Raw genomic sequence first — 17,328 nt, 5'->3', positions numbered from 1 at the left:
ACGCAATGCACCCGCCCGGCAAACCGGGCGGGTGCTGCATTTCTGGGATAAGGTGCGGCCAGACGCTGCATTTGAAAACCGGCGCGGCATCGCTACCTTCGCCGCGGCACCGCTGGTTTCGCGGTGTTGGAGAACCCCATGACGCTTGCCAACCCTGCTGAAAGCAAAGCCGAAACGACCGCCGGCGCGCTCCCGGCAGGACACCCTCCGGTCGGGACAGGCAAGGTCGGTGTCATGCTGATCAATCTCGGCACGCCGGACGGCACCGACTTCAAGCCGATGTGGCGCTATCTCAGGGAATTCCTGTCCGATCCGCGCGTCATCGAACTCAACAAGGCGGTCTGGTATCCGATCCTCTACGGCCTGGTCCTCACCACCCGGCCGAAGAAGTCGGGCGCCAACTATGCCAGGATATGGAACCGGGAGCGCAACGAGTCGCCGCTGCGCACCTGTACCCGTGCCCAGTCCGAGAAACTCGGGCTTGCGCTCGGCGATTTATCCCATGTGATCGTCGATTGGGCGATGCGCTACGGCAACCCTTCGACCGAGAGCGTGGCCAACAGACTGGTCGAGCAAGGCTGCGACCGCATCCTGTCTTTCCCGCTCTATCCGCAATATTCGGCGACGACGACTGCGACCGCCAACGACCAGTTGTTTCGCGCGCTGATGAAGATGCGCCGCGCCCCGGCCATTCGCAGCGTGCCCCCCTATTACAACGAGCCGGCCTATATCGAGGGGCTCGCCCGTTCGATCGAAGGGCATCTGGCGAGCCTCGACTTCGATCCGGAAATCGTCATCGCTTCCTATCACGGTATTCCGAAATCCTACTCCGACAAGGGCGATCCCTACCAGGCGCATTGCCTGGAGACGACGCGGCTGCTGCGCGAAAAGCTCGGCTGGGATGAGAACAAGCTGATCACCACCTTCCAGTCGCGCTTCGGCGCGCAGGAATGGCTGCAACCCTACACCGACAAGACAGTCGAAAGACTGGGGCGCGAAGGCGTGAAATCGGTCGCCATCGTCAATCCGGGCTTTTCCGTCGATTGCATCGAGACGCTGGACGAGATCGGCAGGGAAGCGGCCGAGACCTTCCACCATGCCGGCGGCGAAAAGTTCGCGCACATCCCTTGCCTCAACGACAGTGCAGAGGGCATGGCGGTGATCGAGGCAATGGTGCGGCGCGAGCTGTCCGGCTGGGCTTGAATGGATCCCGCCGTCCATGCACCCGCAATCCGTGATCACCTGATTGTAACATTGCTGAAACACACTTAAGTGTTTGGTGGAATCGGCCGCGTGGCAATGTCCAACATGGCCTTTGAGGGGAGAGCCAAAATGGGTTTCAGTGGTTTCGATATTGCGCTTCTTGTTCTTGTCGCCCTTGTCGTGCTGGTGCTTTTCAAGGGCATCCGGACAATTCCGCAAGGCTACAATTATACCGTCGAACGCTTTGGCCGTTACACCAAGACATTGAGCCCGGGCCTCAACCTCATCGTGCCCTTCGTCGACCGTATCGGCGCCAAGATGAACATGATGGAGCAGGTGCTCGACGTTCCGACCCAGGAGATCATCACCCGCGACAACGCCACCGTGGCCGTCGACGGCGTTGCCTTCTATCAGGTGCTCAACGCGGCGCAGGCCGCCTACCAGGTCGCCGGCCTGCAGAACGCTATCCTCAATTTGACGATGACCAACATCCGCACCGTGATGGGCTCGATGGACCTCGACGAGCTGTTGTCGAACCGCGACGCCATCAACGAGCGCCTGCTGCGCGTCGTTGATGAGGCCGCGCACCCCTGGGGTATCAAGATCACCCGCGTCGAGATCAAGGACATCAACCCGCCGGCCAATCTCGTCGAATCGATGGGCCGCCAGATGATGGCCGAGCGCAACAAGCGCGCCCAGATCCTCGCCGCCGAAGGCCTCAAACAATCGCAGATCCTGGAGGCCGAGGGCCGCAAGGAAGCCGCCTTCCGCGATGCCGAGGCGCGCGAGCGCTCGGCCGAGGCTGAAGCACGCGCCACGCAGGTAGTGTCGGAGGCGATTTCCAAGGGTGACGTGCAGGCGCTCAACTACTTTGTCGCGCTGAAATACACCGAAGCGCTGACCAGGATCGGTGCAGCGACAAACAGCAAACTCGTGCTGATGCCGATAGAGGCTTCCTCACTGATCGGCACGCTCGGCGGCATTGGTGAAATCGCCAGGGAAGTTTTCAAGGGCGAAGGCACCGCCAGTCCAGCACGACAGGCCCGCCCGCCCGTGGTTCGTCCCAGCGAGACCTGAGGCCATGTTCGATCGCATCATTTCCGAACTCGGTCCGTGGAGCTGGATGATCCTCGGCTTCGTCCTGCTGGTGATGGAGCTCGTCGCGCCGGGCATTTTCATGCTGTGGATCGGCATTGCCGCGCTGTTGATCGGCGTCGTCTCGCTGCTCATCTGGGACGCCGGTTTCTGGAGCTGGCAGGTCCAGGTCCTCGCCTTCCTCGCACTGTCGCTGGTCTCGGCCTATGTCGGCAAGCGGCTGGTGGGCGGGCGGCATGAGGAAACCGACCAGCCGCTGCTCAACCGGCGCGGCGCGCAGATGGTCGGCCGGACGGCGACCCTTGCCGAGCCGATCAAGGATGGGCGCGGCCGCATCAAGCTCGGCGACACGTTGTGGCGCGTCTCCGGCCCTGACCTGCCGGCCGGCACGCAGGTGCGCGTGACCGGTGCCGCCGACACCGACCTGGAACTGACGGTCGAGGCAGTCTAGAAGCCCGCTAGGCAGCACCGATGCGCAGCAGGTCGTGCAGATGGACGAGCCCGATCGGCCGTCTGCCTTCGACCACCATCAGGCTGGTAATGGCAGAATCGTTGATCGTCTGCAGCGCCGTCGCAACCAGTGTGTCGGGCGCCGCCATTTTTGGCTCTCTGGTCATCACCTGATCCACGCTCATGGCCAGAAGATCGCTGCCGATATGGCGCCTGATGTCGCCATCGGTGATGATGCCGATCAGCTTGCCGTCCGCCGAAGTGACCGCCACGCAGCCAAACCCCTTGCGCGACAATTCGAGGATCGCCTCGCGCATGCCGGTGCCGGACGACACCAGAGGCAGCCTGTCGCCGACATGCATGATCTCGCGGATCTGCGTCAGGTTGGCTCCGAGCTGGCCGCCGGGATGGAACGTGCGGAAATGGTCCGGGGTGAAGCCGCGCGCCTCGAGCAACGCGATGGCCAGCGCATCGCCCATCACCATTTGCAGCAGCGTCGAGGTCGTCGGCGCAAGGCCGTGCGGACAGGCTTCCGGGGCTCGCGGCAGCAGAAGCACCACGTCGGCCGCACGCGCCAGATCCGATTTTTCGCCGGCGGTGACCGCGACCAGCGGGATCGAGAAGCGCCTGGAATAGGCGATGATGCCCTTGAGCTCGAGGCTTTCCCCCGACCACGACAGGGCGATGATGGCGTCGTTCCGAGCGATCATGCCGAGGTCGCCGTGATTGGCTTCGGCAGGGTGGACGAAGAAGGCCGGCGTGCCGGTCGAAGCGAGCGTTGCGGCGATCTTCGAGCCGATATGGCCGCTTTTGCCGACCCCGGTGACGATAACGCGGCCATCGATCTGCGACACCATGTCGACTGCCCGTGCGAACGGCTCGGCCAGCCCGTTTTCGAGCGCGTCTGCCAGTGCCGCGACGCCGGCCTGCTCTGTCGCCACCGTTCTCAGCGCCGAGGCAATCGCGGCCTGCTCGTCGAGCGGCTTCCTGTCTGGGGATTTCACGTCCATGGACGATGCGATTAGCGCTTCGGCGCGCGCCTGTCCAACGGAATTGCCGCCCAGAACACCTTGCGGGCGATCCCTCAACGCTCCGTTAACCATCCCCATTTACGGTTTCGTAAGTATGGCGCGCGTGCGCCGCGCAAGCAGTGGTGCCGATGTCCGGGTTTCAGCCTCAAAACAAAATAGGACGAAAGGGCAAGGCGGTTTGCGCTTTGCTGCTGGCAACCAGTGTCCTTGCGTTGTCGCGTCCGGCACTGCTTTGCGCACAGGAAACCGAGCTGCGCGGTGAGGTTTCGGAATCGACAATCCTGGACGACCAGCAGTACAGGATCAGGCAGTTGGGCATGGCTGCTGCAACCGCCAACGACGATACGCCGCTGCCTACCTATCGTCCGGCCAGCCCGGGGGCCTTGCCTGACGACGGCACGGGCGAGGCGGCGGCCACAACCGGCGGCACTTTCGATCCACCAGCGGCCAGCGACGACCCGTTTGCCGACCCTGCTCCGCCGCCACGACGGCGGCCGAGCGCAACGCAACGCGCCGTCGAAGAAGGCAAGGCCAAAGATGAGGCCGTGGACAACAAGAAGAGCAAGAGAGGCGCCACTGCGACTGCAGCGACGCCGACGACCGACGACACCGACACCGCCGCCATAGACGAGCAGGATACGGCCAACCGCCGTGCGGTGACCATCGATTCCGCCGAAAGGCTCAAGCTCGACCCCGGCGCCGAGCGCACCGAAGCCATCGAAGGCCATGACAAGAAGAACGAGGACGACCCATTCGCCGCCACCGGCATCACCCTCGGCTCCTTCGTGATCCGGCCGACGCTCGAGCAAGGCCTGACGTATTCAACAAACGCCGATTCGAGCAGCCTCGGCAAGCCGGCATTGCTGTCGGAAACGACGCTGCGCTTCAACGCCGTCTCCGACTGGCGGGAGAATTCGGCGACGGTTGAGGGCTATGGCATCTTCCGCGAGACGTTGTCCGGCTATGACGTTCACGAGGCGCAAGGCCGCGTCGACGGCACGCTCAACATCGATCTCGACAATGATCTGCGCGCCATCGCCAAACTTGGCTACGAGGCCGTGCCCGAATCGGCCTCGGCGCCGGACGCCATCGTCGGCGCCGTTGGGCAGCCGGTGCGCCAGACCGTGAGCGGCAGCCTCGCCGTCGAGAAGGATGCGGGAAAGATGCGCTTCGCGCTGACCGGCGCGGTCGAGCACGACATCTTTGGTGACGTCAAGCTTTCGTCGGGGGGATCGCTGTCGCAGAAGGGCCGCGACTCGACGCTCTATACGGCCATTTTGCGCACCGGCTACGAGATCTCGCCTGCCATCACTCCGTTCACCGAAATCGAGGTCGGCCGGCGCGCTTATGATTTGCGCGTCGATCCAAACGGCTTCCAGCGCTCCTCGACGCGGCTTGGCGCACGGGCCGGCGTCGAGCTCGATCTCCGCGAGAAGCTTACCGGCGAGTTCTCGGTCGGCTGGCTGCGCGAAGCTATCGACGACGACGCCCTGCCGGCGATTTCGGGCGCGACAGTTAATGCCGATCTCAAATGGTCGCCGGAACGCGGCACCACGATCGGCCTCACCGCACAGACGACCGCCGAGAACACGACGAACGCGGGCGAAAGCGGCGATATGCTCTATTCCGGCAGCCTCACCGGAGAGCGGCAAATCCGCGCCAACCTGACCGGAAATGCCGCTCTCGGCGTTGAATGGCGCGACTATACCGGCTCCGACGATCATGATTTGACGCTGAGCGCCGAGGCTGGGCTGACATGGTGGCTGAACCGCTATGCCGGGCTCACCACCCGCGTCAGGACTGAAAAACTGACCAGCAACCTGGTTGGACGCGACTACACGGCCAACAGTATCTTCGTCGGCTTGAAGTTGCAGCGCTAATGCATGTCGCGCAAAAGTGTGCAGCGGTTTTGCGATAACGACATGCATAAAACAAGAACCTAAAGCGCATCGCATAAGGCTGGTCGAATGCGGCGCACTTTAGCCAGTCAGCGCGAACCGGTGTTGAAGCTAGAAGGCTACGCCGCGGCGTTCTGACGGCGCGAGTTCGTCGAGAAGCGTGCGAATGACACCGGCCATGCTTGCATTCATGTCGCTGCGCCACAGTGCGAAGGCAACGTTGGCCTCGACGAAGCCTTCGGGCGAGCCGCAGTCGAACGTCCGCCCGCGGTAGTGGTAGCCGTAGAAGGGCTGTTGCTTCTGCAGCTTCAGCATTGCATCGGTGAGCTGGATCTCGTTGCCGGCGCCTTTTTCCTGGCCTTCGAGTATCTTGAATATCTCCGGCTGCAGGATATAGCGCCCGTTGATGAAGAGGTTCGACGGCGCGGTGCCGGTCTTCGGCTTTTCCACCATGCCGGTGATGCTGAAACCGTGATGGGCGTCCTCGCCGCGGCCGACAATGCCGTATTTGTGCGCCTCGGCGGGATCGCATTCCTGCACGGCGACGATGTTGTTGCCGGTCTCGGCGTAAAGCTCGACCATGTCCTTCATGCAGCTTTTTTCCGACTGCATGATCATGTCGGGCAACAGCAGCGCAAAGGGCTCGTCGCCGACAAGCTCGCGCGCGCACCAGACGGCGTGGCCAAGGCCGAGCGGCACCTGCTGGCGGGTGAAGCTGGTCTGCCCCGGCGCCGGCTGCAGCCGCTGCAAGCGGGCGAGCTGATCATCCTTGCCGCGCTGCGCAAGCGTGTCGTAGAGCTCGAACTGGACATCGAAGTGATCCTCGATAACCGCCTTGTTGCGGCCGGTCACGAAGATGAAATGCTCGATCCCGGCTTCGCGCGCCTCATCGACCACATACTGGATGACCGGCCTGTCGACGACCGTCAGCATTTCCTTGGGAATGGCCTTGGTGGCGGGGAGAAAGCGCGTGCCGAGACCGGCAACCGGGAATACTGCCTTGCGAACTCTCTTCATGTGCCAATTATCCATTTGCATGCCGGTTCGGCAATCCCGATTCGAGACATTTTCATGCCGAAATCGAGCATTACTGAACGACGGGACAGAAATCTCAGCTGGTAAAGCGTCGACGCATCTTTTCATCCCGGACGGCACCTATGGTAAACCAAATGCTAACCGGGTTCGGCGATGAATAGTCTTCCTGAGATAAAGAAGGAGGAAAAGATGTCCGTTCGCAACGTCGCAAGGCGCTTCACCAGCGTCCTGACGGCCGCCAGCCTCTCGCTTGCCTTGCTTATGCCCAGCGGGCCGGCTTTTGCCGATGCCGGCTTCCGCCAATGGGTCGCCAGCTTCCGTGCTACCGCCGTGGCGAGCGGCGTTTCCGGCTCCGTCTACGACCAGGCATTCAAGGGCATCAGCGATGCTGATCCGATGGTGCTGGAAAAGGCCCGTACTCAACCCGAATTCACCGCACCCGCCTGGGATTATTTCGACAACCGCGTCCATGACCAGTCGGTCGCCGTCGGCCAGCAGATGGCAAGGAAATGGAAGCCGTGGCTGGACAGGATCGAGGCAAGATACGGCGTCGACCGCTACATCCTGCTGGCCATCTGGTCGATGGAGTCGAACTACGGCGAAACCCTCAAGCGCGATGACATCATGCGCAATGTCGTGCGCTCGCTGGCGACGCTTGGTTATGCCGACCCGAAGCGCGCGAAATTTGCCCGCACCCAGCTGATCGCGGCGCTGAAGATCCTGCAGACCGGCGACATCGACGAAAGCCATCTCAGCGGCTCTTGGGCCGGCGCGATGGGTCATACCCAGTTCATCCCCACCAGCTACCTGTCCTATGCGGTCGATATGGACGGCAACGGCAAGCGCGACATCTGGAATTCGATTCCCGACGCACTGGCGACAGCCGCCAATTTGCTGAGGAAGAACGGCTGGCAGGCAGGCAAGACCTGGGGTTATGAGGTCAGCCTTCCGGACGGCAAGAAGCTGCCCGGGGGCTCGAAGTCGCTGTCGCAATGGCAGGCGCTTGGCGTCACCCGTGCCAACGGCAAGCCGTTCAAGAACGGTGGGGACAAGGCGACGTTGAAGCTGCCCGGTGGCCGGGGCGGGCCGGCTTTCCTGATGATCAAGAATTTCTCGGTCATCAAGCGCTACAACAATGCCGACAAATATGCGCTCGCCGTGGGCCTTCTTGCCGACGAAATCGCCGGCTATGGCGGGCTTGTGCAGGACTGGAAGCGACCGTTTACCAAGCTCTCCTTCGAGGAAAGGCAGGAGCTTCAGAAGCGACTTTCCGAGCACGGCTATTACGACGGCAAGTTCGATGGGAAGATCGGTGACGGATCGAAAACCGCCATCATGGCCTTCCAGGCAAAGGCCGGCTTGACCCAGGACGGGTATCCGAGCAAGGAAGTGCTCAAATGGCTCAGGCAAAACTAGAGCCGGTTACGGGATGGAGAGGGTGATTGGTTTCGGCTGCGCGCATCCGGTTGATCGTTCGTCGCGTGCCGATCCTCGTTCTGGCGATCGTCGTTCTGGCAGTCGGCGCGGCCAGCGCCTTTCATACCTCGGCCATGGCGCAGGAGCCGGAAAGTCGTGGCTGGTCGCTGCGCGACCTGTTGTTTCCGCGCAGAAGCGAGCGGTTTGAGCAGCCGCCGCCCGAATTCCCGAGAGAATTCCAGAGAACAAAGCCCAGACCCAAGCTGAGGAAGCCCCGCTCCGTTCGCCGGCCGGCGCCGGCCGAGCCGACAACCCCGGTGGCCGAGAAGGCGCCCGATGCGCGCGTCGTTCTGGTGGTCGGCGATTTCATGGCGTCTGGACTGGCTGAGGGGCTCGACGCCGCCTTTGCCGAAAACACCGGCGTCAGGATTGTCGTCCGCGCCAACGGCTCGTCCGGCTTCGTGCGCGACGATGTCTACAACTGGCCCGAACAGGTCAAGTCGCTGATCGCTGCCGAAAAACCGGCAGCCGTCGTCGTCATGCTCGGATCGAACGACCGTCAGCAGATGCGCGTCGGCGATGTGCGTGAGCAGCCGCGATCCGAAAACTGGACCAAGGAGTACGAGCGCCGGACCGAAGCGCTCGGCAAAGCCATCGCTTCAGCCAAGGTGCCGTATCTGTGGGTTGGCATGCCGGCCTTCCGGGTCTCGAAAATGACCTCCGACATGCTGGCCTTCAACGACATCTACCGCTCGTCCGCCGAAAGCCACGGCGGCGAATTCGTCGATGTCTGGGACGGGTTCGTCGACGAGAACGGCGCCTTTATCACCAGCGGACCGGACATAAACGGCCAATCGGTGCGCCTGCGCTCCGACGACGGCATCAACATGTCGAAGGCCGGCAAGCGCAAGCTCGCCTTCTACACCGAAAAGCCGCTGATGAAGATCCTTGGGCTGGCCGCTCCGGGAAGCGTGGTCACAGCTTCTGCCCCGGCCGGCGCTCCCGTCGAGGCGCCGGCACCTGCTGCCGCACCGATAGCCGCCGATCGCACTGTGCCGATGCTGCTCAGCGATCCGGCGCTGGACGGCGGCTCGGAACTTCTCGGCGCCGCCCCGCCGGCAAAGGCGGACAAGAATTTGCCCGGCGAAAAGCTGATCGTCGAGGGCAAGGCGACCGACGCCTCGCCCGGCCGCGCCGACGATTTCTCGTGGCCGCCCAAGATACAACCTGCGACTGCGGCTGCTGCATCCGACACGACGACGGCGATCCGGCAGTAAAACCGGCGACTCTTTCTGTAGAGTTTCGGAACGGACTCAGCGCGGCAGCACGCTCGATCCCATCAGAGCCTCATCGATGGCGCGCGCCGCCTGGCGGCCCTCGCGGATTGCCCAGACGACCAGCGACTGGCCGCGCCGCACGTCGCCAGCCGCATAGAGCCTTTCGACGCTGGTTCTGTAATCGCGGTCATTGGCCTCGACGTTCTTCGAACGGCGGCTGTCGGTGACGATCGTCATCTGCCCGTCGAGTTCCGACACCGGCCCTCGAGCGGCCGGCCCGGCAAAGCCGATGGCGATGAACGCGAGATCGGCGCGGATGACGAATTCGGTGCCGGCGATCGGCTTGCGCTTTTCGTCGACCTCGCAGCATTTGACCCCGGTCAGCTGGCCGTCTTCGCCGATGAATTCAAGCGTCGCCACCTGGAATTCGCGCTCGGCGCCTTCGGCCTGCGAGGATGAGGTGCGCATCTTGGTCGCCCAGTAGGGCCAGACCGACAGCTTGTCTTCCTTTTCCGGCGGCTGCGGCCGGATGTCGAGCTGGGTGACGCGCACCGCGCCCTGGCGGAAGGCGGTACCGACGCAGTCGGAGGCAGTGTCGCCGCCGCCGACGACGACGACATGCTGGCCGCCGGCGACGATCGGGCGCGACGGCCATGCCACCGACTGGATCGGCTCGCCGCCGATGCGCTTGTTCTGCTGCACCAGATAGGGCATCGCGTCGTGCACGCCGTCGAGATCGTCGCCCGGGATGTTGGCCGGGCGCGGCGTTTCGGAACCGCCGCAATAGAGCACCGCGTCGTATTCGGCGAGCAGTTCGGCGACCGGCTTGTCGACGCCGACATTGACGCCGCAATGGAAGCTGACACCCTCGCCCTGCATCTGCTCGATGCGCCGGTCGATATAATGCTTCTCGATCTTGAAGTCGGGGATGCCGTAGCGCATCAGCCCGCCCGGCCGGCTCTCGCGCTCATAGACGTGAACGTCATGGCCGGCGCGGCCGAGTTGCTGGGCGGCCGCCATGCCGGCCGGCCCCGAGCCGATGATCGCGACGCGCTTGCCGGTCTTCCGTTCCGGCGGATAGGGCCGGATATGGCCGGTTTCATAGGCCTTGTCGGCAATCGCCTGCTCGATCGTCTTGATGGCGACCGGAATGTCCTCGAGGTTCAGCGTGCAGGCTTCCTCGCAAGGTGCCGGACAGATGCGGCCGGTGAATTCCGGAAAATTGTTGGTCGAATGCAGGTTGCGGATCGCGTTGTCCCAGTCGCCATTGTAGACGAGGTCGTTCCAGTCCGGGATCTGGTTGTGGATCGGGCAGCCGGTCGGTCCATGGCAATACGGAATGCCGCAATCCATGCAGCGCGCCGCCTGTTTCTCGACCTCCTTATCCGACATCGGCAGCGTGAACTCGCGGAAATGCCGGATGCGGTCGGAAGCCGGCTGGTACTTGTGCACCTGCCGATCGATCTCGAGAAACCCTGTTACCTTGCCCATAGTCCAGTCCCTGCTGTCCGGAAGGCACGCCTGGCGACGCGCCCGTTAACCTCATAAGGCAGCCGTGGCAACCTTCAGTCCGAGGTCAGGATTGTTGATGAAGATGGTTGCCGGGACGCATGGCTTCCCGGCAATTTCCAAATCTATTCCGCCGCCACGTTCATGCGCATACGTTCCATCTCGATCAGCGCGCGGCGGTATTCGACCGGCATGATCTTCCGGAATTTCGGCCGGAAAATCGCCCAATCGTCGAGGATCTCGCGACCTCGTACCGAGCCCGTGTAGTGGACGTGGTTGGAGATCAGCTGGTAGAGCCGCTCCTCGTCATGGCTGGTCATATCGCCGGATACGTCGACACGGCCCTTGTGGTCGAGATCGCCGCCATGGTGGAGCAGCTTTTCCATCAGGTCGTCCTCTTCCGGAACCGGCTCCAGCTCGACCATCGCCATGTTGCAGCGTTCGGCGAAATCGCCCGCCTCGTCGAGCACATAGGCGACGCCGCCCGACATGCCGGCGGCGAAGTTGCGACCGGTCTGGCCGATGACGACGACGATACCGCCGGTCATGTATTCGCAGCCATGGTCGCCGACGCCTTCGACGACGGCGGCGACGCCCGAATTGCGCACGGCAAAACGCTCGCCGGCGACGCCGCAGAAATAGGCCTCGCCCTCGGTCGCGCCGTAGAGCACGGTATTGCCGACAATAATGGACTCGGCAGCAACGATTTTCGTGTTCTCCGGCGGACGGATGACGATGCGGCCGCCCGACAGGCCCTTGCCGACATAGTCGTTGGCCGCGCCTACCAGTTCGAACGAGACGCCGCGCGCCAGGAAGGCGGCGAAGGACTGGCCGGCCGTGCCGGTGAGCTTGACCGAGATCGTGTCCTCGCGCAGGCCCTTGTGCTTGAAGCGCTTTGCCACTTCACCCGACAGCATGGCGCCGGTCGAACGGTCGACGTTGCGGATCGGCAGTTCGATGCTGACTGGCTGCCTGGCTTCGAGCGCCGGCTTTGCCAGTTCGATCAGCTTGCGGTCGAGCACGTCGTCGATCGGATGCTTCTGCCGCTCGGTCCAGTGCACCGCCTCGTGCGGCGCATCCGGCTTGTAGAACATCTTGCTGAAGTCGAGCCCGCGCGCCTTCCAGTGCTGGATCAGCTCGCGCTTTTCCAGAAGGTCGGTGTCGCCGATGATCTGGTCGAGATGGGTGTAGCCCATCTCGGCGAGCAGCGCCCGCACCTCTTCCGCCACATAGAAGAAGAAGTTGATGACGTGCTCGGGCGTGCCCTTGAAGCGCTTGCGCAGTACCGGGTCCTGCGTCGCGACGCCGACCGGGCAGGTGTTGAGATGGCACTTGCGCATCATGATGCAGCCGGCCGCGATCAACGGCGCGGTCGAGAAACCGAACTCGTCGGCGCCGAGCAGCGCGCCGATGACAACGTCCCGCCCGGTGCGCAGGCCGCCATCGACCTGCAGCGCGACGCGCGACCTGAGGCCGTTGAGCACCAGCGTCTGGTGCGTCTCGGCAAGGCCCATTTCCCACGGACTGCCGGCATGCTTGAGCGAGGTCAGCGGTGAAGCGCCAGTGCCGCCGTCATAGCCTGATATGGTGATGTGATCGGCACGCGCCTTGGCGACGCCGGCCGCAACCGTGCCGACACCGACTTCCGAGACCAGCTTGACCGATACGTCCGCCGCCGGATTGACGTTCTTTAGGTCGTAGATGAGCTGCGCCAGATCCTCGATCGAATAGATATCGTGATGCGGCGGCGGCGAGATCAGGCCGACGCCCGGCGTCGAATGCCTGACTTTGGCGATGGTCGCGTCGACCTTGTGGCCCGGCAACTGGCCGCCCTCGCCGGGCTTTGCCCCTTGCGCGACCTTGATCTGCATCATGTCGGAATTGACAAGATACTCCGCCGTGACGCCAAAGCGTCCCGAGGCGACCTGCTTGATCGCCGAGCGTTCGGGGTTCTTGCCGCCGCCCGGCAGTGGCAGATAGCGGTCGGCCTCTTCGCCGCCCTCGCCGGTGTTCGACTTGCCGCCGATGGCGTTCATGGCGCGCGCCAGCGTCGTGTGCGCTTCCCTGGAGATCGAGCCGAAGGACATCGCCCCGGTCGAGAACCGCTTGACGATGTCGGCCGCCGGCATGACCTCGTCGAGCGAAACCTTCTTGCGCCCAGTTTCTTCCGCGAGCCTGATCTTGAACAGGCCGCGAATGGTCTGGGCACGGGCCGTCTCGCTGTCGATCTGGGCGGAATAGTCCTTGAACGTTTCCCACGAGCCCTGGCGCACGGCGTGCTGCAAGGTGGCCACCGCATCCGGCGACCAGATGTGTGCTTCACCGCGCATGCGGAACACGTATTCGCCGCCCACCTCGAGGCTGTTGCGCAGCACCGGGTCGTTGCCGAAACCATCGGTATGGCGGCTGAGCGTCTCGGCCGCGATCTCGTCCAGTCCGACGCCCTCGATCAGTGTCGCGGTGCCGGTGAAGTATTGCTGCACGAAATCGGTCTTCAGCCCGATGGCGTCGAAGATCTGCGCGCCGCAATAGGACTGGTAGGTCGAGATGCCCATCTTGGACATCACCTTGAGGATGCCCTTGCCGATCGACTTGATGTAGCGGGAGACCACTTCGTAGGCGTCCACCTCTTTCGGCAGTTCGCCACGCTTGTGCATATCGAGCAGCGTGTCGAAGGCAAGATAAGGGTTGATCGCCTCGGCGCCATAGCCGGCAAGGCAGCAGAAATGATGCACTTCGCGCGGCTCGCCGGATTCCACGACCAGCCCGACCGAAGTGCGCAATCCCTTGCGGATCAGGTGGTGGTGCACCGCGGCTGTCGCCAGAAGCGCCGGGATGGCGATCCGGTCCGGCCCGACCTGGCGGTCGGACAGGATGATGATGTTGTAGCCGCCGGCGACCGCCGCCTCCGCCCGCTCACACAAGCGGTCGATGGCACCCTGCATGCCCGCTGCGCCCTCGTTCGAGCCATAGGTAATGTCGATCGTCTTGGTGTCGAACCGGTCCTCGGTGTGGCCGATGGAGCGGATCTTTTCGAGATCGCCATTGGTCAGGATCGGCTGGCGCACCTCGAGCCGCTTGCGGCGCGAATTGCCAACCAGGTCGAAGATGTTGGGCCGCGGCCCGATGAAGGACACCAGGCTCATCACCAACTCCTCGCGGATTGGGTCGATCGGCGGGTTGGTGACCTGAGCAAAGTTCTGCTTGAAATAGGTGTAGAGCAGCTTCGACTTGTCCGACATCGCCGAGATCGGCGTGTCGGTGCCCATCGATCCCACGGCTTCCTGGCCAGTGGTCGCCATCGGCGACATCAACAGCTTGGTGTCTTCCTGGCTGTAGCCGAACGCCTGCTGGCGATCGAGCAGGCTGACATCCCTGCGCAATTCGCGCGGCTCGACCGGCTTCAGGTCTTCGAGGATGAGCTGCGTGTTGGCGAGCCAGCTCTTGTACGGATGCCTGGTCGCAATCTCCGACTTGAGCTCCTCGTCAGAGACGATGCGGCCCTTCTCGAGGTCGATCAGAAGCATACGGCCGGGCTGCAGCCGCCACTTCTTGACAATCCTCTCCTCCGGCACCGGCAGCACGCCGGCTTCCGAGGCCATGATGACGCGGTCATCGTCGGTGACGATGTAGCGTGCCGGGCGCAGACCGTTGCGGTCGAGCGTGGCGCCGATCTGGCGGCCATCGGTAAAGACCACCGCCGCCGGTCCGTCCCACGGCTCCATCAGCGCGGCATGGTATTCATAGAAAGCCTTGCGGTCGGCATCCATGAGCTTGTTGCCGGCCCAGGCTTCCGGGATCAGCATCATCATGGCGTGGCTGAGGCTGTACCCGCCCTGGAACAGGAACTCGAGCGCATTGTCGAAGCAGGCGGTGTCTGACTGGCCGTCGTAGGAGATTGGCCAAAGCTTCGAGATGTTGTTGCCGAACAGTTCGGAATCGACGGACGCCTGTCGCGCCGCCATCCAGTTGTTGTTGCCGCGCACGGTGTTGATCTCGCCATTGTGCGCGACCATGCGGTAGGGATGCGCCAGCTTCCACGACGGGAACGTGTTGGTCGAGAAGCGCTGGTGGACCAGGATCAGCGCGGTTTCGAAGCGCGGATCGGTGAGGTCCTTGTAATAGGCGCCGACCTGGTAGGCCAGGAACATGCCCTTGTAGACGATGGTGCGCGCCGACAGCGACACGCAGTAGGAACCGATGTCCTTGTTGTCGTTCTCGGCGTAGATGCGGCCCGATATCACCTTGCGCAACAGATAGAGCCTGGCCTCGTACTCCTCGTCGTCAAGAATGTCGGCTGTACGGCCGATGAATATCTGACGATGGAACGGCTCGGACGCCACGATATCAGGCGCCGTCGACAAGGACGAATTGTCGACGGGCACATCACGGAAACCGATGAGCGGAAGCCCCTCGGACTGCGCCGATTCGGCAATGATGTCCTCGATGTGAGCACGAAGTGCTGCATCCTGCGGCATGAACCAGTGTCCGACACCGTACTGACCGGCCGGCGGCAGTTCGATGCCCTGGGCTGCCATCTCTTCGCGGAAGAAACGGTCTGGAAGCTGCACCAGCACGCCGGCGCCATCGCCGGCCAGCGGATCGGCGCCGACGGCCCCGCGATGCGTCAGGTTTTCGAGCACGGCAAGGCCGTCCTCGACGATCTGATGCGACTTCACGCCCTTCATGTTGACGATGAAGCCGACGCCGCAGGCATCATGCTCGTTGCGCGGATCGTAGAGGCCGTGCGCGGCATAGCCGGTGCTGGTTCGCCCAATATTGGTCAGGGACGGATTTTTGACGACTGCCGCTTTCGTCTGCGCGGCCTTCGTCGCAGATGGCGTCATGTCCGTCATTCGTCCTGTCCTCCGTTCCGTCCCTTTCGGGCGCTGGTTTCCGTCGGGAAGCGCGTGGCTCCCCTTTCAATCTTGCGGCACGTCTGGCGAAATTCTTGCCGACCGTGCGGCTTTCCGCATGGTTCGCATATGGTATTCGTACAGGCCAGAGCCAGGCTGTCTAGCTGTCGCTCGCGGCAATGGCCGTAGAGGCGCAATCATATGCCAATGCGGCCAGTTTTGTGCGACAAAATAAGACAGCACTACTGTCCTAAATTTTTATGACAGAAATCTTAAGCGCATACAAGACCGATTCACAAAATTATTGGAGCGTTGGCGACAGAAAATTGCGCGGAACGCGGCGACAGCGTAACCTTCAGTCGCTGCATCTACGGTCTGGCTTTCGCTGGCTTTAGCGGATTTTCGGCATCTGCCACTTGCGGCCGGCATGCGAAAGCGGCCAAGCTCGCACCAATTTTCCCAGCATAGGCAGACGCATGATTTTCGCTTCCGACAATTGGGCAGGCGCCCATCCCCGTATCGCTGCCGGCCTGTCGGCCCATACCGACGGCTTCTCCACCGCCTATGGCGACGGCGTCCTCGACAAGGCCGTTTACCAGCGCTTCAGTGAAATCTTCGAATGCGAGGTCGCGGTGTTTTTCGTGGCCACCGGCACCGCTGCCAATTCGCTGTCGCTGACTACCTACAACAAGCCAGGCGGCATTTCCTTCTGCCATCGCGAATCGCATGTCATCGAGGACGAATGCGGTGCACCGGAATATTTCACCGGCGGTTCGCGGCTTTATACAATCGACGGCGCACTCGGCAAGATCGATGCCGGCGATCTGGAACGGGCAGTGGACCGTTTCGCACCCGAAAACGTCCATTCCGGGCGGCCGATGGCGGTTTCGATCACCCAATCGACCGAGGTCGGCACCGTGTACACGCTGAACGAAATCGCCAGGATTTCGGCGATTGCAAAGCAGCACGGATTGCCGCTGCACATGGACGGGGCCCGCTTTGCCAATGCGCTCGTCGCGCTGGGAACGACGCCGGCGGAAATGACCTGGAAGCACGGCGTCGACATCCTTTCCTTCGGCGGCACCAAGAATGGCTGCTGGTGCGCCGAGGCGATCGTGCTGTTCGACCTCGAGCGAGCCAAGGAATTGGCGTTTTTGCGCAAGCGCGCCGCCCAACTGTTCTCGAAATCGCGCTTCATCGCCGCGCAATTCGATGCTTATTTCAGGGGTGGGCTATGGCTCGACACGGCACGGCACGCCAATGCGATGGCGGCACGCCTAGCCGCGGCGATCGAAGATTCCCCTTCAGCCCGGCTGGCCTGGCTACCGCAGGCGAACGAGGTCTTCGCGGTCATGAAAAAGGCCGAGGCCGAAAGAGTGCAAGCAGCAGGCGCCGTGTTCCACGACTGGCATAGGCCGCTCGGCTACGACAACCATGTCGGCGAGGACGAAGCTCTCTATCGCTTCGTCACCAGCTTCGCGACCACGGCCGACGAGGTCGACCGTTTCGGCTACCTGCTCGCCGGATAGCAAGTCTTACCACCAGCAAAAAGGGGCGG

At 62.9% G+C, this 17,328-nt stretch carries 11 protein-coding genes; 7 read left to right on the top strand and 4 right to left on the bottom strand.

Annotation, left to right across the window (positions count from 1 at the left end; all coding sequences use genetic code 11):
• Positions 1-138 precede the first annotated feature (138 nt).
• The 3 genes from hemH to NKH43_RS05915 all read left to right on the top strand — a co-directional run bounded on the left by hemH (position 139) and on the right by NKH43_RS05915 (position 2,749).
• The gene (gene hemH, locus NKH43_RS05925; RefSeq protein ID WP_352856990.1) at positions 139-1,203 is read left to right on the top strand and encodes a ferrochelatase; all 1,065 of its coding nucleotides are present in this window, start codon (positions 139-141) and stop codon (positions 1,201-1,203) included.
• A gap of 129 nt (positions 1,204-1,332) precedes the next feature.
• The gene (locus NKH43_RS05920; RefSeq protein ID WP_023719098.1) at positions 1,333-2,280 is read left to right on the top strand and encodes an SPFH domain-containing protein; all 948 of its coding nucleotides are present in this window, start codon (positions 1,333-1,335) and stop codon (positions 2,278-2,280) included.
• A 4-nt stretch (positions 2,281-2,284) separates the two neighbouring features.
• Complete coding sequence (locus NKH43_RS05915; RefSeq protein WP_352856988.1) at positions 2,285-2,749, top strand: NfeD family protein; 465 nt, start codon at positions 2,285-2,287, stop codon at positions 2,747-2,749.
• A 7-nt stretch (positions 2,750-2,756) separates the two neighbouring features.
• On the opposite strand, the gene NKH43_RS05910 is transcribed toward NKH43_RS05915, so the two are convergent.
• Positions 2,757-3,758: a KpsF/GutQ family sugar-phosphate isomerase gene (locus NKH43_RS05910; protein ID WP_352857105.1), complete on the bottom strand. Its 1,002-nt coding sequence runs from the start codon at positions 3,756-3,758 to the stop codon at positions 2,757-2,759.
• 149 nt (positions 3,759-3,907) lie between these two features.
• Between NKH43_RS05910 and NKH43_RS05905 the strand changes: the two genes are divergently transcribed.
• Complete coding sequence (locus NKH43_RS05905) at positions 3,908-5,659, top strand: outer membrane beta-barrel protein (protein WP_352856986.1); 1,752 nt, start codon at positions 3,908-3,910, stop codon at positions 5,657-5,659.
• Between the two features lie 129 nt (positions 5,660-5,788).
• Here NKH43_RS05905 and galU read toward each other — a convergent pair whose 3' ends face one another.
• Positions 5,789-6,694 (bottom strand): UTP--glucose-1-phosphate uridylyltransferase GalU, encoded by a 906-nt coding sequence (gene galU, locus NKH43_RS05900; RefSeq protein ID WP_023719094.1) that lies wholly within the window; start codon positions 6,692-6,694, stop codon positions 5,789-5,791.
• 207 nt (positions 6,695-6,901) lie between these two features.
• On the opposite strand from galU, the gene NKH43_RS05895 reads away from it, so the two are divergent.
• Entirely contained in the window at positions 6,902-8,128 is a 1,227-nt protein-coding gene (locus tag NKH43_RS05895; protein ID WP_023719093.1) for a lytic murein transglycosylase, read from the top strand.
• 26 nt (positions 8,129-8,154) lie between these two features.
• Entirely contained in the window at positions 8,155-9,405 is a 1,251-nt protein-coding gene (locus tag NKH43_RS05890; RefSeq protein WP_352494705.1) for an SGNH/GDSL hydrolase family protein, read from the top strand.
• Between the two features lie 36 nt (positions 9,406-9,441).
• Here NKH43_RS05890 and NKH43_RS05885 read toward each other — a convergent pair whose 3' ends face one another.
• Positions 9,442-10,896: a glutamate synthase subunit beta gene (locus tag NKH43_RS05885; RefSeq protein WP_352465855.1), complete on the bottom strand. Its 1,455-nt coding sequence runs from the start codon at positions 10,894-10,896 to the stop codon at positions 9,442-9,444.
• Between the two features lie 143 nt (positions 10,897-11,039).
• Complete coding sequence (gltB, locus tag NKH43_RS05880; RefSeq protein WP_352494704.1) at positions 11,040-15,770, bottom strand: glutamate synthase large subunit; 4,731 nt, start codon at positions 15,768-15,770, stop codon at positions 11,040-11,042.
• 476 nt (positions 15,771-16,246) lie between these two features.
• On the opposite strand from gltB, the gene NKH43_RS05875 reads away from it, so the two are divergent.
• Positions 16,247-17,299 carry a threonine aldolase family protein gene (locus NKH43_RS05875; RefSeq protein WP_352790804.1) on the top strand — a complete coding sequence of 351 codons (1,053 nt, stop codon included), beginning with the start codon at positions 16,247-16,249 and terminating at the stop codon, positions 17,297-17,299.
• Positions 17,300-17,328 lie beyond the last annotated feature (29 nt).

This window comes from Mesorhizobium sp. M1163 (assembly GCF_040318415.1).
GTDB lineage: Bacteria > Pseudomonadota > Alphaproteobacteria > Rhizobiales > Rhizobiaceae > Mesorhizobium.
The sequence above is the reverse complement of the archived record's forward strand: the minus strand, read 5'-3'. Positions and strand labels throughout refer to the sequence as shown.